This is a genomic window from Massilicoli timonensis, assembly GCF_900199515.1.
GTDB lineage: Bacteria > Bacillota_I > Bacilli_A > Erysipelotrichales > Erysipelotrichaceae > Massilicoli > Massilicoli timonensis.
In genome coordinates this window covers 969,591-990,477 of the sequence record NZ_LT963434.1, presented here as the reverse complement: position 1 = coordinate 990,477, position 20,887 = coordinate 969,591, and the positions used below count along the sequence as shown (strand labels likewise).

The window sequence follows — 20,887 nt, the reverse complement described above, 5'->3', positions numbered from 1 at the left end:
TAATACAACCTCTCTCATATTAACCTCTCTTTCACGAAAGGTTTATCATATATCACTTTTGGGACAAATTCAATTTCGTTTCATTAAGACATTATCATTTTCGATTCATAGCATTTGCGATATTTTGTTTTTTTGCTATTGACTAACAAACTATTAAAAACTATAATATCATAAATATATTTGGAGATAGAAAAAGGAGAAACAGCACATGGCACACTATTTTAATGAACCATCTCGTACTTTCAGTGAATACTTGTTAGTTCCGGGGTATTCTTCTTGTGAATGCACACCGGATAAGGTTTCTTTGAAGACCCCTTTGGTAAAGTATCGCAAAGGGCAGGAGGAACCGGCGCTGCACATGAATATTCCGATGGTATCGGCAATCATGCAGTCGGTATCAGGAGAACGCATGGCGACGGCTTTGGCAAGAGAAGGCGGCATCTCATTTATTTATGGATCGCAGACAGTGGAAAATGAAGCGGCGATGGTAAGGCGGGTCAAGGCCGCAAAAGCCGGATTTGTATTCAGTGATTCCAATATCAAGGTCGATGCGACATTGGCGGATGTCCTCGCCTTAAAGGAACGCACGGGTCATTCGACGATGGCGGTTACCGAAGATGGAACGGCAAACGGGAAACTGCTGGGAATCGTTACTTCTCGTGATTATCGGGTAAGCCGCATGAGCCTGGATACGAAGGTATCGGAATTCATGACGCCTTTTGCGAATCTGGTATATGCAAAAGAAGGCTGTACGCTCAGTGAAGCCAATGACATCATCTGGGAAAATAAATTGAACGCATTGCCGGTAGTAGATGAACAGCAGTGTCTGACTTCTTTTGTGTTCCGCAAGGATTATGATTCGCATAAAGAAAATCCCAATGAATTATTAGATGAACATAAACGCTATATCGTCGGTGCAGGTATCAATACCCGCGATTATGAAACCCGTGTGCCGGCGCTTGTGGAAGCGGGTGCGGATGTGCTTTGTATCGACTCTTCGGAAGGGTTTTCTCAGTGGCAGGCGATCACCTTGAAATGGATCCGCGATCATTATGGTGATTCCGTCAAGGTTGGTGCCGGCAATGTCGTGGATGCGGAGGGCTTTCGTTTCTTAGCGGAAGCAGGAGCGGATTTTATTAAGATCGGCATCGGCGGCGGTTCTATCTGCATTACCCGTGAACAAAAGGGAATCGGACGCGGTCAGGCAACAGCGACGATCGAGGTTGCCAAGGCGCGTGATGCATATTTTAAGGAAACCGGTATTTATATCCCGATTTGCAGCGACGGCGGTATCGTGCATGATTATCATATTACGCTGGCGCTTGCGATGGGTGCGGATTTTGTCATGCTGGGGCGTTATTTCTCAAGATTTGAAGAATCACCGACCAAAAAGGTTACGATCAACGGTACATATATGAAAGAATACTGGGGAGAAGGAAGCGCCCGTGCCCGTAACTGGCAGCGTTATGATATGGGCGGCGACAATAAGTTATCCTTTGTAGAGGGCGTTGATTCTTACGTGCCATATGCGGGAGCGCTAAAGGATAATGTGGCTTTGACGCTGAGCAAGGTCAAGCATACGATGTGCAACTGCGGCGCTTTGACGATCGAGGAACTGCAGCAGAAGGCAAAGATCACGCTGGTATCTGCGACAAGCATCGTGGAAGGCGGCGCACATGATGTTGTGGTAAAAGACAATACGATCGATGCGAAAGTAAAATAATGATAAAAGAGCGGTTGTGATGACCGCTCTTTCTTGTGCTATAATGAGCGCGAGGTGATGATATGAATATTCGCAAGGCACAAGCGTCAGATCTGGAAGCGATCGCAAAACTGGAAGCCATTTGTTTTCCTAAAGCTGAGGCGGCTGATCTGGCTTGTTTCAAAGAACGCTTTTCCGTGTTTGGAGATTGCTTTTGGGTGTTGGAAGATGATAGGGAAATCATTGGCTTTATCAACGGGATGTGCGTGAATGAGAGAGTCATTCGTGATGAGTTGTTTGAGAATGCTTCCCTGCACTGTGAGGACGGCGCTTATCAAAGTGTATTCGGTTTAGATGTGCATCCTGATCATCGGGGAAAACGATTGAGTGCACTGCTTATGGATGCGCTAATCGCCGACGCCCGCCAAAGAAAGCGCAAAGGCTGCATTTTGACATGTAAAGATCATTTGATTCCCTTTTATGAATCATTTGGTTATCGCCTGCTAGGTGTTTCCGCATCGGTTCATGGCGGGGCTAAATGGAATGATATGATCTTGGAATTTTAATCTCGTGAAATAATGGACAAAAGGCAGTTTTTTCATTTACGAAAAAAAGGGTTAGTGTTATAATAAGGGCGATTATTAAGGAGGACTTTAATCATGGCAAAAAGAACTGTAAAAGATCTGGATGTTGCCGGAAAACGCGTCATTGTCCGGGTGGATTTCAATGTGCCTAGAAAAGGCGATGAGATCACCAATGACAACCGTATCGTACAGGCACTTCCGACGATCAACTATTTGGTTGAAAACAAAGCAAAAGTGATCTTGATGTCACATTTGGGAAAGGTCAATCACAAAGACCCTGAAAAAACCGAAGCTGACAAAGCGAAAAACAATATGGCTTGCGTAGGCAAACGCCTGGGTGAACTGGTGGATACAAAGGTTACATTCGTTCCGGTTACCAGAGGTGAAGAGCTGGAAAAAGCCGTAGCGGAAATGAATGACGGCGAAATCGTGCTGATGCAGAATACTCGTTATGAAAAAGGTGAAAGCAAGAATGATCCGGAATTGGCAAAATACTGGGCGTCCTTGGGCGATCTGTTTGTAGAAGATGCGTTTGGTTCCGTGCATCGTGCGCATGCTTCCACTGCCGGCATTCCTTCCTTGTTGCCGAATGCGCTGGGCTTCTTGGTAGAAAAAGAAGTTTCCATGCTGGAAAAAGCAGTCAAGACACCGGAGCATCCGTTTGTGGCAATCATCGGCGGCGCCAAGGTTTCTGATAAGATCGCGGTAGTAGACAATCTGTTGAAGATCGCGGATAAAGTGCTGATCGGTGGCGGTATGGCTTATACGTTCATGGTCGCACAGGGCGGCAAGGTCGGTACTTCTTTATTGGAAGAAGATAAAGTGGAACTGGCAAAAGAATATTTGGCAAAAGCCGGCGGCAAACTGGTATTGCCGGTGGACAATGTGTGCGCTGACGCATTCAGTGAAGAAGCGAACAAAATGGTATGCAAATCAGGGGAAATTCCTGATGACTATATGGGATTGGATATCGGACCGGAAACGATCGAACTGTTCAAGAAGGAATTGGCAGGTGCTAAGACGGTCGTTTGGAATGGACCGATGGGCGTATTTGAAATGCCTACTTATGCAAAAGGTACATTAGAAGTATGTACGGCGATCTCTGAACTGCCGGGTGCAATGACGGTGATCGGTGGCGGTGATTCCGCAGCAGCGGCGATCCAGCTGGGCTTCAAGGAAAAATTCTCTCATATTTCAACCGGCGGCGGCGCTTCACTGGAATTTATGGAAGGAAAGGAATTACCGGGTATTGCGGTAATCGGTGATAAATAATGAGAAAACCTATTATTGTCGGAAACTGGAAAATGAATAAAACGATCGCAGAAGCCGTTGCTTTCATTGATGCGGTCGATGGCGTGTGCCATGATGGGGCAACTTATGGTGTCGGCGCACCTTTCTTGGCGCTGGCAGAATCGGTGAAGCATGCGAATCACTTGATCGTAGCGGCTGAAAACTGCCACTTTGAAGATTCCGGTGCTTTTACCGGTGAAGTATCTGTGCCGATGTTAGAGGAAATCGGTGTGAAATGGTGCATCATCGGTCATTCAGAACGTCGTGAAATGTTCGGTGATACCGATGAAACGGTCAATAAAAAAGCAAAACGTCTGATTCAGGCAGGTATTACCCCGATCGTTTGTATCGGTGAAAGTGAAGCACAGTATGATGCCGGTGAATCGGAAGCGGTGATTCGTTCACAGTTAAGCGGCTCATTAGCGGATCTTTGCGCGGATTGCGTAAAAGACATCGTTATCGCTTATGAACCGATCTGGGCGATCGGTACCGGCAAGAGCGCATCGGTGGAAATCGCACAGCAGTGTTGCCATATCGTACGTGATCAGATTGAGAAAATGTACGGCAAAGAAGCTGCGGAAGCGGTACGAGTACAGTACGGCGGATCGGTAAAACCGGAAAATATCGTTGAATATATGGCGCAGCCGGACATTGACGGTGCGCTGATCGGCGGTGCATCCCTGAAAGTGGACAGCTTTACCGATATCATCAATAAAACCAAATAAGGTTCTGAAACCAAAGCAAGAACACTGTCTGATCGGACAGTGTTTTTACTATTTATAGGGGCAGAACAGATCGGTGCGCCTAGGTCGTTCTTTCTCTATATGACAAAGGAACCGGTATGTAATAAAAAGCAGAAAAGACATTATTTTTGAAACAATTTTCATGTAAAAATGTGTGAAAAAGACTTGAAAAAATGTGAAAGAATATTATAATAACATCATAACACATCAGGAAAAGGAGTGAATTGTATGAAAAGGTTTAGGAAAGTGGCAGTTGCCTGTATGTCGATGGCAATGTTAGCCGGATGTGGCGGTGAAGAGAGCGCAAACACAGATGAAATCGTAATCGGGGTGAATTACGAGCTAACCGGAAATGTTGCACAGTATGGCATTGCTCATCGTGATGGAATCCAGATGGCGGTAGATGAAATCAATGCAGATGGCGGCATCAACGGCAAGAAGATCAAACTGGTAATTAAGGATAATAAGTCCGAAGCCGCTGAAGTTTCGGCAATGAGCGAATTGCTTGCCAATGAAGGGGCCGTAGCGATCCTAGGCCCGGCAACGACCGGTGCGACAGCACAGGCGTTTGCGGTTGCCAGCAATACGAAAGTGCCGACGATCTCGGCAAGCGCGACCGGCGACAGTGTGACACTGGATAAAGACGGCAATACCCTGCCATATGGGTTTATCACCTGCTTTACTGATTCCTATCAGGGCGGCGCAATCGCTGAATTTGCGATTGAAAAAGGCTATAACAGAGTTTTGGTGTTCCATGATACCAATGATTATGGAAAAGGGCTGTTAAATGCTTTTGAAAAGAGTTATAAAGGAGAAATCGTTTCCACTGAAGGCTTTAATACGGATGATAAAGATTTCAGTTCGATCATTACCAAGAATGCCGATCAGGATTATGATGCAGTCGTGATCTTAGGCTATTATGAAGCGAGCGGTCAGCTGGTAAAACAGCTGCGCAAGGGCGGCAATGACAAACCGATCTTAGGACCGGATGGTTTCGATGATTCGCGTTTCATTGATCTGGTCGGTGCGGATGACTTGAATAATGTGTACTTTACGACCCACTTTACAACGGTCGGCGATGATGAAGTCGTACAGAAGTTTATTGCGGATTTTGCGGAAAAATATGACGGTGCTACACCGGGCGCTTTCCACGCATTAGGCTATGATGAAGCATACTTTGTCGCTGATGCGATCAAGCGGGTCATGGATGACGGAAAAGATGTCACACCGGAAAATGTGAAAGAAGCGCTGGAAAATACAGAATCTTTCTCAATGGTAACCGGTACCTTCTCAATGGGCAAAGACCATCAGGCGAAAAAATCGATCAAGGTGGTTGAACTGCAAAACGGAAAACAGGTAAATGCGACGACCGTAGAAGCGGAATAAATCGAAAGAAAGGAAACAAGTAAATAGGTGAAATGTGAATTTCACCTATTTCTTTACTTGAACGATAGAATGAGGTGAACGATATGACAATTTTTTTACAGCAGCTGGTGAACGGATTATCGCTGGGCAGTATTTTTGCTTTGGTAGCGCTTGGCTATACGATGGTGTACGGCATCATCAAACTGATCAACTTTGCCCATGGCGATATTTATATGGTAGGCGCTTATATCGGCTATTTTGTCATTACCGGACTGCACCTGGGGGTCGTACCGGCAATCATAATTGCAATGGCAGCCTGCGCGCTGCTGGGTGTTGTCATTGAAAAGATCGCCTACAAGCCGCTTCGTCATGCGAGCCGCATCACTTCTTTGATTACGGCAATCGGTGTGTCGCTGTTTCTGGAATATACGATGCAGTATTTTATGGGAGCAGGTGTGCGTACCATGCCGGATGATGTCTTATTGGAAGGCGTCTTGCAGATCGGCGGGGTCAGTATCACTTATACCCAGCTGATGATCTTTGTGATTGCGGTGCTGCTCATGCTGTTATTGCAGTTCATCGTAAAAAAGACCAAGATCGGAAAAGCGATGCGTGCGGTTTCGACCGATCCGGATGCGGCGCAGCTAATGGGCATCAATGTCAATGCGACGATTTCCTATACGTTTGCGATCGGTTCGGCATTAGCCGGTGCGGCCGGTGTTCTGGTAGGACTTTACTATAACAGCATTTCCCCGTTAATGGGCATGACGCCGGGCTTAAAAGCGTTCATTGCGGCAGTGTTCGGCGGGATCGGCATCATACCGGGTGCGATGATGGGCGGCGTCAGCATCGGTGTTTTAGAAACACTGGTTGCCGGCTATGGCGGTTCATTATATAAAGATGCGGTCGTATATGTGATCCTTATTTTGATCCTGTTGATCAAGCCTAGCGGCTTGCTGGGCAAAAACGAGAAAGAGAAAGTGTAGGTGGCCGCTATGAAAAACTGGTTTACCAAAAACAATATTCGCTGGGCAGTTTTTACGGTTCTCGTCTATGCGCTGTTCCAGTATCTGATTTCCGTGAATATCATTAACAGTTATTATCAGGTCGTTTTATATAATATCGGCATCAATATCGTATTGGCATTAGGATTAAATCTCATTATCGGTTATTCCGGTCAGTTTTCGCTGGGACATGCCGGATTCATGGCGATCGGTGCTTATTGCGCAGGTTTGGTCATGTTGAAGGTTGACGGTACGGTTGGTTTTCTGGCGGGGATCGGCTTTGGCATCGTCATGACGGCACTTATTGCGCTCATCATTGCGATCCCGACCTTGCGTCTGCGCGGAGATTATTTGGCGATTGCAACGCTGGGTTTTTCCGAGGTGATTCGTATCGCGATCACCAATATGGATGATATTACCGGCGGAGCAGCCGGATTGAACAATATTCCCAAGATCACCAATTTCAACTGGATCTTCGGCGTAATCGTCATTTCACTGGTACTGATCGTGAATTTTGCCCGTTCTTCCCATGGGCGTGCGACCGCTTCGGTAAGAGAAGATGAGATCGCAGCGGAATCAATGGGCGTCAATACGACCAAATACAAGACTTTGGCATTTGTGATCGGTGCCTGTTTGGCATCGGTGGGCGGTGCGCTGTATGCAGGTAATTTCTATACACTGACGCCCGGTATTTTCGGTTTTATGAAGTCGGTAGATATCTTGGTGATCGTCGTCTTCGGCGGTATGGGTTCTTTATCCGGCAGTATCGTTGCGGCGTTTTTGTTAGGGCTTATCAACATGTTCTTAAATGACTATGCGGAACTGCGTATGATCATTTATTCGGTATTGATCATCGTCATCATGGTCTATCGGCCGAATGGCCTGTTTGGCAATAAGGAATTGAACATCAACGCCATCTTCAAGCGCAAAGGAGGAAAACGCTCATGAATATTTTAACCGTGAAAAATCTGACGAAAAATTTCGGCGGTCTGTGTGCGAACTCCAATGTGAATTTAGAGGTGAGGCCGCAGGAGCTAGTCGGTCTGATCGGACCAAACGGTGCGGGGAAAACGACGTTATTCAATATGCTTACCGGCGTATATGAACCAAGCGAAGGGGAGATCTTGTTTGCCCCAAACGGCAAGGAAATCAAATTAAACGGGCGCAAGCCTTATAAAGTGACAAAGCTGGGCATTGCCCGCACCTTTCAAAACATTCGTCTATTTACCAGTTTAAGTGTAATTGACAATGTCAAGATCGCCATGAACAAGGATGTAAAAAGCGGTGTGATCAGCAGTATTTTGCGGTTGCCTTCCCATTATAAAGAAGAAGCGCGAATGGAGCGGGAAGCGATGGAACTGCTGGCGATCTTTCATTTAGATGAAAAAGCAGATGAATTAGCCGGTAATCTCCCCTATGGGGAACAAAGGCGTTTGGAGATTGCCCGTGCCTTAGCTACAAAACCGAAACTGCTGTTTTTAGATGAACCGGCAGCCGGTATGAATCCGCAGGAAACAGCGGAGCTGACGGCTTTGATCAAAGAGATCAAACAGCGCTTTCAAGTAAGCATCGTATTGATCGAGCATGATATGTCATTGGTCATGAAGCTGTGTGAACGCATTTATGTATTGGATTACGGAAAGGTCATCGCAAGTGGTTTGCCGGAAGAGATCCGCACGAACAAGCGGGTCATCGAAGCATATCTTGGCGAGGAGGTGTAGCCCATGTTGAAAGTCGAAAATCTGCATGTGAAATACGGGGCGATCCATGCAGTCAAGGGGATCGATCTGGAGGTAAAAGAAGGAGAGATCGTAACGCTGATCGGTGCCAACGGTGCCGGCAAATCTTCTACCTTAAAAGCGATTTCCGGACTGGAAAAAGCTGCTGAGGGCAGCATCACGTTTAATGGACAGCCGTTAAATAAGCTGAGCGCGCGCAATATCATGAAGCTTGGCATTTCGCATGTGCCGGAAGGGCGAAGGATCTTTGCCGGTTTGACGGTGCTGGAAAATCTGGAAATGGGCGCTTATCTGCGCAAGGACAAGGCCGGTATCAAAGAAGATCTGAAAAAGGTGTATTCCCGCTTTCCGATCTTGGAAAAACGCAGCAGGCAGGATGCGGCTACGCTGTCCGGCGGCGAACAGCAGATGTTGGCGATGGGACGCGCTTTAATGGCAAAGCCAAAGCTTTTGTTATTAGATGAACCGTCTATGGGCTTAGCGCCGATCCTGGTGCAGGAAATCTTTTCGATCATTCAGGATATCAAAGCACAGGGGACAACGGTTTTATTGGTAGAACAAAATGCCCGCATGGCATTGTCGATTGCCGATCGCGGCTATGTACTGGAAACCGGGAAAGTCGTTTATGCCGGAACCGGTGAAGAATTAGCCGAGAGTGAAGAAATCGCGAAAGCGTATTTGGGAGGTTAAGCATGTTTGTAAAAAATCAAATGACGAAAGATCCGCTGTGCGTCAGCGTTGATACGAAGATCAGTGAAGTTGTGGACATTATGACTGAAAAAGGACTGCATCGTTTGCCGGTGGTAGAGGGCAGGAAGCTGATCGGTCTGGTTACAAAGGGCATGATCTCGGAAAAAGGGGCAAGCAAGGCGACCAGTCTGTCGATCTTTGAATTAAACTATCTGCTTTCTAAAACGACGGTAAAGGCCATCATGGAAAAGAACGTCATTACGATCGAGGAAGACGCGCTGTTAGAAGATGCGGCGCTGGCGATGCTGAAGCATGACATCGGCTGTCTGCCGGTCATCAACAAAGCACAAGAGGTAGTCGGTATTTTGACTCAGAACGATCTGTTTAAGGCGTTTATCGACCTATTAGGCTATCAGGAGCGCGGTGCACGTATCACGATCGAAGTGATCGATAAGCTGGGAGCAATCGAAGAAATCTCACGCGTATTTGTCAGAAATGAGGCGAATATAACCCATGTCGGGGTTTATCGCAAGGAAAACAATTTATGCGACATCGTGTTTAGAATTGATACGCTTGAAACCGATGCATTGGAAAAAGATCTGAATGCGAGCGGTTATCCGGTCGTTTCTATTATCAAAAATCCGGTTGTCTGATAAAAAACGATCCTCTTTAGCGGCAGTGTCTGAAAAAGAGGATTTTTTTGTGGAATAGGCAGAGATCATTTGTTCTGAAAAAACAGTTGTACTTTTGGTAAAGAAAGCTTGCGGGCAAAACGATCAGCGAGGAGGAGCACTTTGAATGGAAAGAAACCAGGAGCGCGGCAGTAAGTCTGTCATTTTTGATGGGAAAGCGTTATAATGAAAATAACAAAGGAGGCTTTTTGATGGAACGATTTACTTATGATATTAAAACGAAGATTTATTTTGGTGAAGGCGAGATCGCGCATTTAGGCGAAGCGGTTTCGGCATGCGGCAAGAAAGCGCTGGTCGTTTATGGCGGCGGCAGCATCAAACGCAACGGCATTTATGATGATGCGATGAAGTATTTGCGGGAAGCAGGTATTGCGGTCGTAGAATTAAGCGGTGTAGAACCGAATCCGCGTATTGAAACAGTCAGAAAAGGGGTCGATCTGTGCCGCAGGGAAGCAGTGGAGGTCGTGGTGGCGATCGGCGGCGGCAGTACGATCGATGCCGCCAAGGTCATTGCCGGCAGTGTCAGCTATGAGGGAGATGCATGGGATATTGTTTTAGATGCTTCCAAGGTCGTTTCAGTATTGCCGATCGTCAGTGTTTTGACATTAGCGGCAACCGGTTCGGAAATGGATACGTTTGCGGTTATTTCCGATATGCAGAAAAATGAAAAATGGGGAACCGGACATCCGGATTTTCGTCCGGTAGCGTCGATCTTGGATCCAACCTACACATACAGCGTATCCGCTTATCAAACAGCAGCCGGTACCGCGGATATGATGAGCCATATCATGGAAAATTATTTCTCTAATGAAAGTGGTTATATGCAGGATCGCGTTGCGGAAGCGCTCTTACAAACCTGCGTAGAATACGGTGTAAAAGCAGTAAAAGAGCCGTGTAACTACGATGCGCGCGCCAATTTGATGTGGACGGGCAGCTGGGCGATCAACGATCTGCTTTGTCTGGGGAAACCGGTGGCATGGAGCGTTCATCCGATGGAACATGAATTGAGTGCGTTTTACGATATTACGCACGGCGTTGGTCTGGCGATCTTGACACCGCACTGGATGGAGTACGTATTAGATGATACGACGGTAGAGAAGTTTGCACAGCTGGCAAGAAATGTATGGCATGTGTCACCGCACGAAACGGATCTGTATCAGGTGGCGCGGGCCGGCATCAAATGCACAGCCGATTATTTCAAAGCGATGGGCATCCCGATGACGCTGCGGGAAGTCGGCATTGATGAAACCCATTTTGATGAGATGGCAAAGAAAGCAAGTGAAGGAATGGAAGGCGCATACCGTGAATTATCACCAGAAGATGTGAAAGCGATCTATCAGGCAGCGTTGTAATAGTTCTTTCATGGAACCATAATAAAAAAGTTTTCAGGTCAAATGATTCTATCAAAAGGACTTGAAAACTTTTTTTATCATATACAGTTTCAACAAAAAGGGGGGTGCTTGTGGTGTTAAGCGCTTGATCGCATGCGCAGCACGCAGGTCTTATGTTTTCGCATATTTGTCAAGGAATGCGAAGATCGTATCATAGTACAGTTTGGTATCGACATCGCTGCTGGTGCCGTGTTCCGCGCCCTCTACGATCAAAAGCTCTTTCTCGTGCCGGTAGGACTCATAAAGCTCTTTTCCCATGTAAGTCGGCACATAGTCATCTGCGCCGCCATGGATGAATAAGATCGGCAGATCAGCATGCTGGATGGCTTCTAAGGCGTCGGCATCATAGAAATTAAAGCCGGCGCGCAGGCTGCCGATCAAAGCAGCAGACGGCAGGAAAGGAAATTCCGGCAGAGAAAAGCGCTCTTTTAACTGATCTTTGAACATTGCATAAGCAGAGGTGTAGCCGCAGTCTTCCACAACCGCTTTCACTTGCTTTGGCAGGCCTTCTCCCGCCGCCATCAAAACCGTTGCGGCGCCCATAGATTCACCGTATAAAACGATATTCGCTTGTTCATCATATGCTAAAATCTCATTGATCCAAACGATCACATCTCTTTTTTCAAAGTAGCCCATGCTCAAATAACGCCCTTCACTGTTCCCGCATCCGCGCTGGTCCGGTGTCAATACATGATAGCCGGCTTCCACGAAGGGTTTTACGGCAGGTTCAATGCCGTGGTGGTTGGCCGTATAGCCGTGCACCGCGATGATATAGTTGTGCTGATCTTCTTCTGCCGGCAGAAACTGTGCCCAAAGCTTTAATCCGTCTTCGCTCTTTGTTTCCCATTCCTGTACGGGAACAGAACCGATCCAAGCGTCAAATTCTTTCTGTAACTGGGTATCCTGTTTGGCATAAGGGTCATAATCGCCCATCGATCCGACTCTGCCGTTTTCATCTACATAAAGTGCATAATCGACTAAATAATTGCCGGCAAATAAGGAAATGGCGGTAAATAAAACGATCACCGTTGTTGTTAAGATGATCCAAAATTTCTTTTTCTTCCAAAACATCATGTCAAACCTCTCTTTCAAAACAAGCAGCATTATAGCAAGGAATAGTTTGATAGTCAAACATTTTTGACAGTGTGTCTGTGATGGAAGGCAGTTTATGTTGCGGCAGTTGCCAAAGAAAGGAGAAATGTAGTATGATAAAACAATAGGATAGCAAGGAAGGAGAATACATATGGAACCAATGATCGGTATGATCGGCTGCGGCAATATGGGACGCGCCATCGTAGAGGGTATCTTAAAAGCAAAAGTGGCAAAAGAAAATCAGATTTATGCGGCGAATCGACATTTAGAGAAGCTGAGCGATCTGGCAGAACGTGGAATAAAGACGGCAGGCAATTTAGAGACTGCGGCATGCAGCGATATTTTATTTTTAGCGGTAAAGCCGCATTTGTATCAGGAAGTCATCGAAGAGATCCGCGATGTGGTAAAACCGGATGTGATCGTTGTAGCGATTGCGGCGGGCATCAGCATTCAGACGGTAAAAGATCTGTTTCAGCGGGAAATCAAGGTGGTAAGAGCGATGCCGAATACACCGGCATTGGTGGGAGAAGGCATGAGCGGGATCAGTTTCGATACGCTGTTAAATGAAAGAGAAAAGAAAATGATCATAAAACTGTTTCAAAGCTTTGGCGAGGTGCAGGTAGTAGAAGAGCGTTTGATGCCGGCGGTTGGCAGTGCGAGCGGTTCTTCGGTGGCGTTTGTGTTTATCTTGATGGAAGCGATGGCGGATGCTTGTGTGAAGCTGGGGATGGGAAGAGAACAGGCATATGTATTTGTGGGGCAGGCAGTCAAAGGCGGTGCCGCCATGATGTTAGAAACCAAAAAACATCCGGGTGTATTAAAGGATATGGTGTGCAGTCCTAACGGTACTACCATCGCCGGTGTAAAAGCACTGGAACAAGCAGGCTTTCGCTATGCGGTCATGGACGCGCTGGATGCCTGTGCCAAACGAACGGAAGAAATGGCACAAGCGAGCAGTACGGTGAAAAAACGCTGATGACGAAGAAGGGAATGCTTTGGGGAAGCAAGGCAAACCGATAAGAGGAAATGGGCAGGGAAACGTGGCTCCTTGCGGCAATGTGCTTAAAAAGAGGGATCTAGTAAGGAAAAAGCAAACCAGATGCTGAGAGCGCTCAAAACGATAGGAAAAAATCAAAGAAAAAAAGAAAAATCTATTGCATTTTCTGATCATTCATATTACAATACAATGGCTATCGCCCTCGATAGTATCTTTATGCGTGGGAGGACGCGCAACCGTCCATCACAACCACAGCATAGGACATCAATTTATAGGAGGTGTGTCTTGTGAGTAAAAAAGTTGCGAAAGTTTGTAAGCTCCAGTTCCCGGCAGGGGGAGCAAAACCGGGACCGGCACTTGCATCAGCCGGAATCAACATGCCGCAGTTCTGTAACGCATTCAACGATGCGACAAGAGATCGTGCAGGTGATTTAGTACCGGTTATCATTACGGCGTATGAAGACAAATCATTCGATTTCGTCTTGAAAACGACCCCGGCGGCAATCCTGCTGAAAAAGGCCGCTAAGATCAGTAAGGCGTCTGCGAATCAGAAAGAGATCGCAGGTACGATTACGGTAGACCAGCTGCGTGAGATCGCTGAATACAAAATGCCGGACTTAAACGCCAATGACGTGGAAGCGGCAATGCGTATCGTTGCAGGCACTGCACGCAACATGGGAATTAAAGTGGAAGGCTTTGAATAAGAAAGGAAAGGTAGAACGAAATGGCAAAAGTTGGAAAGAAATACGCTGAAGCTGCTAAAAAAGTTGACCAGACAAAATCTTATTCAGTAGCGGAGGCCATGAATCTGGTAAAAGAAACAAGTTATGTAAACTTCGATGCGTCTGTTGAAGTGAGTTTCCGTTTGAACGTAGACCCTCGTCATGCCGATCAGCAGATCCGCGGTGCGATGGTGCTGCCGCATGGTACCGGCAAGAGCCAAAAAGTGTTGGTCGTTGCACAGGGACCGAAGGAACAGGAAGCAACGGAAGCCGGTGCGGATTATGTCGGCGGTAAAGAATTGTTGGAAAAGATCCAGAAGGGTTGGTTCGATTTCGATGTGATCATCGCAACTCCTAACATGATGGGAGAATTGGGAAAACTGGGTCGTATCTTAGGACCGAAGGGCTTGATGCCAAACCCGAAGACCGGAACGGTAACGATGGATGTTGCCAAAGCGGTAGAAGATGTGAAAAAAGGTAAGATCGAATACCGTGTCGATAAAGAAGGAAACATCAACCTGATGATCGGCAAAGTAAGCTTCGGTGAAGAAAAGCTGGCGGAAAACTTCAAAGCGATCTATGATGTGATCCTGCGTGCCAGACCGTCTGCAGTAAAAGGTGTCTACATGAAGAACGTCGTTGTATCTGCATGTATGGGACCGGCAATCAAATTAGATGTCGCAAACATTTAATGGGATTGACAAACAAATAAAATTTTATTAGAATACTGATGTTATCAATATACCATAGACAGTAACGGCTTAACGCTTAATCATGTTACCGAGGTAGAAAGAGCATATAAATACTTTCACTCGCACGTCTATTTGGGTGCGAGTGTTTTTATATCCTGCGGTATATTGTTACATATAAAAAACAGGAGGTGTAAAGTATGAATCAGGCGATAATCGATGCAAAGAAAGCAGTCGTATCGGAAATCAGCGAAAAGATGAAAAATTCCGCTTCTACGGTTGTAGTCGAATATCGTGGGCTGACTGTTGCGGAAGTGACCCAGCTGCGTCGCAATCTTCGTGAAGAAGGCGTCGAATTCAAGGTTTATAAAAATAAACTGGCGCAGCGTGCTGCAGAAGATGCAGGGGTAAACGCCTTAACAGAAAGTCTGACAGGACCAAACGCGATCGCGTTCGGTAATGATGCAGTGGCACCTTCACGGGTACTTGCGAAATTTGCGAAAGAACACGAAAATCTCGTATTGAAAGCAGGTATCGTTGAAGGAAAAGTAGTTGATGTAGAAACGATCAAACAGTTATCTGCACTACCAAACCGCGATGGCATGCTTTCCATGCTGTTAAGCTGCTTACAGGCGCCGGTGCGCAATTACGCATGCGTTGTAAAAGCAGTTGCGGACAGCAAAGAAGAAGCCGGTGCTTAATTTCCGGCACACACATTTTTATAGGAGGATAAAGGACAATGGCAAAATTAACAAATGAAGAAATCATCGCTTCTCTGAAAGAGATGTCAATTCTTGAATTAAACGATTTAGTAAAAGCAATCGAAGAAGAATTCGGTGTTACCGCAGCTGCACCGGTTGCAGTTGCCGCAGTTGCAGATGACACTGCAAGCGCTGGACCAAGCGAAGTAACTGTTACACTTACAGATGTTGGTGGAACGAAGGTTGCGGTCATCAAAGCCGTACGTGAAATTACTGGTTTAGGTCTTGTAGAAGCTAAGGGCATGGTTGATAAAGTACCTAGCGTAATCAAGGAAAACATCAAACCGGAAGAAGCGGAAGAAATCAAGAAGAAATTGATGGAAGCCGGCGCTTCTGTTGAAGTTAAGTAATTTTATCTTTACACACTGTTTATAAAAGGGCCTTTTCTGAATCGAGTAAGTTGAGGCTCTTTTCACCTAAAGAAAGGACGATTTTATGGATCATTATTTTACGGACAATCGTCATTTGGCAGAGAACCGGAAGGAACTATCTTTCCGGTTTTGGTGTTTTACTTTCTATTTTCAAACCGATAACGGTGTCTTTTCCAAAGATGCGGTGGATTTCGGTTCGCGGGCATTGATCGAAACGATCGCCAAGCAGGGGGAACTGCATGAGAAGGTATTGGATATGGGCTGTGGTTATGGACCGATCGGCATTACCTTGAAAAAGCGTTTTACAAAAAGTGAAATGCACATGGTCGATGTCAATCCGCGCGCGGTGCAGCTTGCTAAAGAAAACGCCATACGCAATGAAGTGGAGGTGTCCATTTGCGTATCGGATCTTTATGAAGCGGTGGCAGATCATGATTTCAGTGAAATCATCACCAATCCGCCGATCCGTGCGGGGAAGCAGGTCATTTATCAGATCTTTGAAGGCGCTTATGCACACTTGCGTGATGGCGGTGTGCTTTGGGTCGTGATCCGCAAACAGCAGGGGGCGCCCAGTGCGAAGGAAAAGATCGCTTCCGTGTTTGGCAACTGCGAAATCATGGCAAGAGAAAAGGGATACTGGATCTTAAAAGCGGTAAAACGGGTATAATGAAAAAAGGGGATAAGGTGGAATGTTTTTCGCACAAAGCGAAGGGTATCGTAATGACTGAGAAATCCTGGTGATTTCCAGAAAAAACATTGACAACTTGACATTCTGTTGCTATTATAATAAATTGCAAAATACTATTTAATTAGAATGGATTTTTATGCCCGTTTTGGGTGATAAAAATGTGCAGAAAGGATGGCGTGCATGGATAAAAAACAGACGTATCGCGTCGTAAATGCCGGTAAAAAGGCACAACGACGAGATTACTCAAAGGTAAGCGGGAATCTGGAACTGCCAAATCTGGTAGAAGTACAGACCAACTCTTACGAATGGTTCAAAAATGAGGGAATCCGCGAAGTGTTCGAGGAAATATATCCGATTTCCAACTATGGCGGCAATATCAAGCTGCGATTCATCGACTATGAGTTCGGCAAGCCGAAATTCAATGCGGAGGAATCAATGTTCCGTGAATGTAATTTCGCGGCGCCGTTAAGCGCAAAAATGGAACTGGAAATAACGGACAATGCGACCGGTGAAGTCATGACGAAGCCGGAAGATGTATATTTCGGCGATTTCCCGATGATGACAGAAACAGGTACATTCATCATCAACGGAGCGGAACGAGTCATCGTATCGCAGATCGTTCGTTCCCCGGGCGCTTATTTTTCGACCGGTTATGATGAAAGAACGGGAAAAGACAGCTTTGCCTGTGAACTGATCCCAAGCAGAGGTACTTGGCTGGAATTTTTAACTGAAACGAAAAAGACGTCCGGCGGACGTGTTTTGAGCGTAAGCATTGACCGGAAACGGAAAATGCTTTCTTCGATCCTGTTTAAGGCAGTCGGGATGTCTGTTGATTTAGATCAGAACGAAGATGCGTTCAATACCGCGCCGATCAAAGCATTCCTGTCTGCACTGGGAAGAAATATCGAAGTGGATCTGCCGGAAAATGCGGATAACAGCGAGTTCTTTGACTTATATCAGATTTTATATAGTGCTTTCTTCGGCAAATATGAAGAAGTGGAAAACACATTGGCGCAGGATAAGGTAAAAACAACACAGGAAGCGCTGCTTTCCATCTATGAAAACCAGCGTTCTGATGAAATTCCGACATTAGATGGATCGATCAATTTAATGAATGCGAAATTCTTTGATCCGCGCCGCTATGATCTGACCAAAGCGGGACGTTTTAAGCTGCGTAAAAAGCTCAATGCGATCAACCGTCTGGAAAACAACTATCTGGCGCAGGATATCGTCGATGTGAATGGCAATGTCGTATATCCAAGCAGCACGCTGATCCACCGCGATGAGCGGGAAGTGCTGCGCGGAGAACTGGCAAAGGGCACTTATATGACCGCTTTCCCATTCAATCCTGTATTCACTTATCCGGATAAAGTAAGCGTGGAAACGACGGTGGCAAGCGGGCTTGTCGGCCGTGTTTTGGCAAATGACGTGGAACTTCAGGATAAAGTGCTGTACGCCGGCGATGTATTGCATGCGCAGGACGTGAAGAAACTGTGTGCTGAAATGGAAAAGGTTACAGTTTACGGCGGTGTATATGCGAAAGATGTGCTATTGACGAAAGAAAATGTAAAAGCGGTGCTGAATTATGGACAGCGCATGTATGTGCTGGCACGTTTGAGCGATGGCAAAGGCAATGATATTGTGGACGCAGACGGCGATCTTTATACGGCAGGCTTTACACCGAAAAAGCGCAACGAATTGCTTTCCGCAAATGCCGTTGATGAAATTTGCGCATTGGTAGAAGCAGGTGAGGAAGTGCATGCTTGGCTGGTCGGTGCGGCAATGCAGGAATTGTTGATCCGTACAGCAGACAGCGATGCGATCGTTCGCGTATTGGGCAATGATCCGTTTGCGAATATGCACACGATCACGATTTCCGATATGTATGCGTTGTATGCCTATAATCTGAATGTGATGGAAAATGTCGGCACGACAGACGATATCGATATGCTGGGCAATCGTCGGATCCGCTCAGTGGGAGAATTGATCCAGAATCAGTTTAGGATCGGCTTGAGTCGTATGGAACGTGTAGTAAAAGAAAGAATGTCGATTGCGGAAATCGCAACATTGACGCCGAAAAAATTAACGAATATCCGCCCGCTGACGGCAGCGATCAAGGAATTCTTCTCCAGCTCGCAGCTGAGTCAGTTCATGGATCAGCAGAATCCGCTTGCGGAACTTACGAATAAACGCCGTATTTCGGCGCTGGGACCGGGTGGTTTGACCAGAGATCGCGCTGGTTTTGAGGTGCGTGATGTGCATTCTTCTCATTATGGAAGAATTTGTCCGATCGAAACGCCGGAAGGTCCAAACATCGGTTTGATCTCTAACTTGACGACTTATGCGAAGATCAATGAATATGGATTTATTCAAACGCCGTACCGTATCGTTGCCAAAGACGGCAGTGTATTGGAAGAAGCCGTTTATCTGTCTGCGGATGAAGAAGCGGACTACATCATTGCGCAGGCGAACGAAGTGGTAAACGGACATTTGGTTAATGAACAGGTCGTAGCCCGCTTTAAGGGAGATACGATCTTGGCTGCTCGTGAGCAGGTTGAACTAGCCGATATTTCACCGAAACAGATCGTATCGGTAGCGACTGCGTGTATCCCATTCCTGGAAAACGATGATGCTTCTCGTGCTTTGATGGGTGCGAACATGCAGCGTCAGGCAGTGCCGCTGTTACAGCCGCATTCACCGTTTGTCGGAACCGGTATCGAACATAAGATTGCCAAGGATTCCGGCGCCGGTATCGTTGCGAAGGCAGACGGGGTCGTTGAATATGTGGACGCACAGCGTATTGTCGTGGCGGAAGAAGACGGTAATAAACGTGAATACAATGTGAAGAAATTTACGCGTTCCAATGCGGGAACAAGCATCAATCAGGTGCCGATCGTACGCCGCGGAGAACGGATCGAAAAAGGTGATATCCTGGCAGACGGTCCGTCGATGGAAAACGGTGAACTGGCGCTTGGCCAGAATGCGACGATCGCCTATATGACATGGTATGGCTATAACTATGAAGATGCCATCATTATGTCAGAACGCTTGGTGCGTGATGATATTTATACATCGATCCATATCGAAGAATACGATATCGACTGCCGTGAAACGAAACTGGGGCCGGAAGAAATCACGCGTGATATTCCAAATGTCGGCGAGAATGCGACACGCAATCTGGATAGCCGAGGAATCGTCATGGTCGGCGCCGAGGTAATGGAAGGCGACATTTTGGTCGGCAAAGTAACGCCGAAAGGGCAGAGTGAAATTTCTCCGGAAGAGAAGTTGTTGTTGGCGATCTTCGGTGAGAAATCACGAGAAGTGCGCGACAATTCCTTAAAAGTGCCGCATGGCGGTGCGGGCATCGTACATTCGATTCGCTCTTTCAAACGCAGTGAAGGGCATGATTTACCACCGGGCGTCAATGAAACGGTAAAAGTTTACATCGTGCAGAAACGTAAGATCTCCGAAGGAGATAAAATGGCGGGCCGTCATGGTAACAAAGGCGTCATCTCCAAGATTTTGCCAATCGAGGATATGCCTTATATGACGGATGGAACACCGATCGATATCATGTTGAATCCGTTTGGTGTGCCTTCCCGTATGAATATTGGACAGGTACTGGAAATCCACCTTGGCTATGCGGCTAAGAAATTGGGCGTAAAATTCGCAACACCGGTATTCGACGGTATCAACAATGAGGAACTGCGCGATATCATGGATGAAGCGGAAATGACGAAAGACGGCAAGATGGTGCTCTATGATGGTCGCACCGGAGAAGCGTTTGATGAACGCATTTCCGTCGGTGTCATGTATATGATCAAGCTTGCCCACATGGTAGATGATAAACTGCATGCCCGTGCGACCGGACCTTACTCTTTGGTTACACAGCAGCCGTTAGGCGGTAAAGCGCAAAACGGTGGTCAGCGTTTCGGTGAAATGGAGTTCTGGGCGTTAGAAGCATATGGTGCAGCGCATACGCTGCAGGAAATCTCAACGGTAAAATCGGATGATATCACCGGACGTACGAAAACATATGAGGCGATCATCAAAGGCAAGGATATTCCGGAACCGGGTATTCCTGAATCATTCCGGGTGCTGAAGCATGAGCTGCAGGCACTGGCGATCGATGTGAAATGCTTGGATGAGAACGGCAATGAAGTGGATCTGCGCAAGCAGGATGAAGACAGTACGCCGTTGCCGCTGCCGATCATGGAAGAGCGAAAACCGGTAGATTCGCTACTACCAAGTGAAGAAGCAGAGGAAGATGCGTTCATGGATAAAGAGGAAGCAGACGGTTTGGATGTGGACGCTTTGGAAAATGACGCTTTTGAAGAAACATTAGACGAAGAAAAGGAGGCGTAATC

19 protein-coding genes and 1 other annotated feature are annotated in these 20,887 nt (G+C 46.6%); of the genes, 18 read left to right on the top strand and 1 reads right to left on the bottom strand.

What is annotated here, in order from left to right:
* Positions 1 to 208 precede the first annotated feature (208 nt).
* The 11 genes from C1712_RS06900 to C1712_RS06850 all read left to right on the top strand — a co-directional run bounded on the left by C1712_RS06900 (position 209) and on the right by C1712_RS06850 (position 11,161).
* Positions 209 to 1,723, top strand: coding sequence for an IMP dehydrogenase (locus tag C1712_RS06900; protein ID WP_102268004.1), 1,515 nt, complete (start codon positions 209 to 211; stop codon positions 1,721 to 1,723).
* A 62-nt stretch (positions 1,724 to 1,785) separates the two neighbouring features.
* Positions 1,786 to 2,268, top strand: coding sequence for a GNAT family N-acetyltransferase (locus C1712_RS06895; RefSeq protein WP_102268002.1), 483 nt, complete (start codon positions 1,786 to 1,788; stop codon positions 2,266 to 2,268).
* Positions 2,269 to 2,361: 93 nt separating this feature from the next.
* Complete coding sequence (locus tag C1712_RS06890; RefSeq protein ID WP_102268000.1) at positions 2,362 to 3,558, top strand: phosphoglycerate kinase; 1,197 nt, start codon at positions 2,362 to 2,364, stop codon at positions 3,556 to 3,558.
* Positions 3,558 to 4,301, top strand: a complete 744-nt coding sequence (tpiA, locus tag C1712_RS06885) for a triose-phosphate isomerase (RefSeq protein ID WP_102267998.1) — start codon at positions 3,558 to 3,560, stop codon at positions 4,299 to 4,301. Before C1712_RS06890 ends, tpiA begins: the two co-directional genes overlap by 1 nt.
* Positions 4,302 to 4,547: 246 nt before the next feature.
* Complete coding sequence (locus C1712_RS06880; protein ID WP_102267996.1) at positions 4,548 to 5,705, top strand: ABC transporter substrate-binding protein; 1,158 nt, start codon at positions 4,548 to 4,550, stop codon at positions 5,703 to 5,705.
* 83 nt (positions 5,706 to 5,788) lie between these two features.
* A complete protein-coding gene (locus C1712_RS06875) occupies positions 5,789 to 6,670 on the top strand; it encodes a branched-chain amino acid ABC transporter permease (protein WP_102267994.1) in 882 nt (293 codons plus the stop codon).
* Between the two features lie 9 nt (positions 6,671 to 6,679).
* Positions 6,680 to 7,636, top strand: a complete 957-nt coding sequence (locus C1712_RS06870) for a branched-chain amino acid ABC transporter permease (protein WP_102267992.1) — start codon at positions 6,680 to 6,682, stop codon at positions 7,634 to 7,636.
* A complete protein-coding gene (locus C1712_RS06865; RefSeq protein WP_102267990.1) occupies positions 7,633 to 8,409 on the top strand; it encodes an ABC transporter ATP-binding protein in 777 nt (258 codons plus the stop codon). Before C1712_RS06870 ends, C1712_RS06865 begins: the two co-directional genes overlap by 4 nt.
* Before the next feature lie 3 nt (positions 8,410 to 8,412).
* A complete protein-coding gene (locus C1712_RS06860; RefSeq protein ID WP_102267988.1) occupies positions 8,413 to 9,117 on the top strand; it encodes an ABC transporter ATP-binding protein in 705 nt (234 codons plus the stop codon).
* Between the two features lie 2 nt (positions 9,118 to 9,119).
* On the top strand, positions 9,120 to 9,770 hold the full coding sequence (locus tag C1712_RS06855) for a CBS domain-containing protein (RefSeq protein WP_102267986.1): 651 nt from the start codon (positions 9,120 to 9,122) through the stop codon (positions 9,768 to 9,770).
* A gap of 230 nt (positions 9,771 to 10,000) precedes the next feature.
* Positions 10,001 to 11,161 carry an iron-containing alcohol dehydrogenase gene (locus tag C1712_RS06850; RefSeq protein WP_102267984.1) on the top strand — a complete coding sequence of 387 codons (1,161 nt, stop codon included), beginning with the start codon at positions 10,001 to 10,003 and terminating at the stop codon, positions 11,159 to 11,161.
* 150 nt (positions 11,162 to 11,311) lie between these two features.
* Here the strand turns inward: C1712_RS06850 and C1712_RS06845 are convergent, their stop codons facing one another.
* A complete protein-coding gene (locus C1712_RS06845; RefSeq protein ID WP_219718846.1) occupies positions 11,312 to 12,271 on the bottom strand; it encodes an alpha/beta hydrolase in 960 nt (319 codons plus the stop codon).
* A gap of 172 nt (positions 12,272 to 12,443) precedes the next feature.
* On the opposite strand from C1712_RS06845, the gene proC reads away from it, so the two are divergent.
* From proC to rpoB, 7 genes are all read left to right on the top strand, one after another.
* Positions 12,444 to 13,268: a pyrroline-5-carboxylate reductase gene (gene proC / locus C1712_RS06840; RefSeq protein WP_102267980.1), complete on the top strand. Its 825-nt coding sequence runs from the start codon at positions 12,444 to 12,446 to the stop codon at positions 13,266 to 13,268.
* 308 nt (positions 13,269 to 13,576) lie between these two features.
* Entirely contained in the window at positions 13,577 to 13,993 is a 417-nt protein-coding gene (gene rplK / locus C1712_RS06835; RefSeq protein WP_102267978.1) for a 50S ribosomal protein L11, read from the top strand.
* A gap of 20 nt (positions 13,994 to 14,013) precedes the next feature.
* Complete coding sequence (rplA, locus tag C1712_RS06830; protein ID WP_102267976.1) at positions 14,014 to 14,703, top strand: 50S ribosomal protein L1; 690 nt, start codon at positions 14,014 to 14,016, stop codon at positions 14,701 to 14,703.
* A gap of 34 nt (positions 14,704 to 14,737) precedes the next feature.
* Positions 14,738 to 14,863: a sequence feature (ribosomal protein L10 leader region), on the top strand.
* A gap of 37 nt (positions 14,864 to 14,900) precedes the next feature.
* A complete protein-coding gene (gene rplJ, locus C1712_RS06825; RefSeq protein ID WP_102267974.1) occupies positions 14,901 to 15,401 on the top strand; it encodes a 50S ribosomal protein L10 in 501 nt (166 codons plus the stop codon).
* A 38-nt stretch (positions 15,402 to 15,439) separates the two neighbouring features.
* Entirely contained in the window at positions 15,440 to 15,811 is a 372-nt protein-coding gene (rplL, locus tag C1712_RS06820) for a 50S ribosomal protein L7/L12 (RefSeq protein WP_102267972.1), read from the top strand.
* A gap of 85 nt (positions 15,812 to 15,896) precedes the next feature.
* Entirely contained in the window at positions 15,897 to 16,499 is a 603-nt protein-coding gene (locus C1712_RS06815; RefSeq protein ID WP_102267969.1) for a class I SAM-dependent methyltransferase, read from the top strand.
* 201 nt (positions 16,500 to 16,700) lie between these two features.
* The gene (gene rpoB / locus C1712_RS06810) at positions 16,701 to 20,885 is read left to right on the top strand and encodes a DNA-directed RNA polymerase subunit beta (protein ID WP_102267967.1); all 4,185 of its coding nucleotides are present in this window, start codon (positions 16,701 to 16,703) and stop codon (positions 20,883 to 20,885) included.
* Positions 20,886 to 20,887 lie beyond the last annotated feature (2 nt).

Excerpts from the sequence above, each read along its gene's own strand:
- C1712_RS06900 (WP_102268004.1), top strand. The coding sequence starts at position 209 with ATGGCACACTATTTTAATGAACCATCTCGTACTTTCAGTGAATACTTG.
- C1712_RS06895 (WP_102268002.1), top strand. The coding sequence starts at position 1,786 with ATGAATATTCGCAAGGCACAAGCGTCAGATCTGGAAGCGATCGCAAAA.
- C1712_RS06890 (WP_102268000.1), top strand. The coding sequence starts at position 2,362 with ATGGCAAAAAGAACTGTAAAAGATCTGGATGTTGCCGGAAAACGCGTC.
- tpiA (WP_102267998.1), top strand. The coding sequence starts at position 3,558 with ATGAGAAAACCTATTATTGTCGGAAACTGGAAAATGAATAAAACGATC.
- C1712_RS06880 (WP_102267996.1), top strand. The coding sequence starts at position 4,548 with ATGAAAAGGTTTAGGAAAGTGGCAGTTGCCTGTATGTCGATGGCAATG.
- C1712_RS06875 (WP_102267994.1), top strand. The coding sequence starts at position 5,789 with ATGACAATTTTTTTACAGCAGCTGGTGAACGGATTATCGCTGGGCAGT.
- C1712_RS06870 (WP_102267992.1), top strand. The coding sequence starts at position 6,680 with ATGAAAAACTGGTTTACCAAAAACAATATTCGCTGGGCAGTTTTTACG.
- C1712_RS06865 (WP_102267990.1), top strand. The coding sequence starts at position 7,633 with ATGAATATTTTAACCGTGAAAAATCTGACGAAAAATTTCGGCGGTCTG.
- C1712_RS06860 (WP_102267988.1), top strand. The coding sequence starts at position 8,413 with ATGTTGAAAGTCGAAAATCTGCATGTGAAATACGGGGCGATCCATGCA.
- C1712_RS06855 (WP_102267986.1), top strand. The coding sequence starts at position 9,120 with ATGTTTGTAAAAAATCAAATGACGAAAGATCCGCTGTGCGTCAGCGTT.
- C1712_RS06850 (WP_102267984.1), top strand. The coding sequence starts at position 10,001 with ATGGAACGATTTACTTATGATATTAAAACGAAGATTTATTTTGGTGAA.
- C1712_RS06845 (WP_219718846.1), bottom strand. The coding sequence starts at position 12,271 with ATGTTTTGGAAGAAAAAGAAATTTTGGATCATCTTAACAACAACGGTG.
- proC (WP_102267980.1), top strand. The coding sequence starts at position 12,444 with ATGGAACCAATGATCGGTATGATCGGCTGCGGCAATATGGGACGCGCC.
- rplA (WP_102267976.1), top strand. The coding sequence starts at position 14,014 with ATGGCAAAAGTTGGAAAGAAATACGCTGAAGCTGCTAAAAAAGTTGAC.
- rplJ (WP_102267974.1), top strand. The coding sequence starts at position 14,901 with ATGAATCAGGCGATAATCGATGCAAAGAAAGCAGTCGTATCGGAAATC.
- rplL (WP_102267972.1), top strand. The coding sequence starts at position 15,440 with ATGGCAAAATTAACAAATGAAGAAATCATCGCTTCTCTGAAAGAGATG.
- C1712_RS06815 (WP_102267969.1), top strand. The coding sequence starts at position 15,897 with ATGGATCATTATTTTACGGACAATCGTCATTTGGCAGAGAACCGGAAG.
- rpoB (WP_102267967.1), top strand. The coding sequence starts at position 16,701 with ATGGATAAAAAACAGACGTATCGCGTCGTAAATGCCGGTAAAAAGGCA.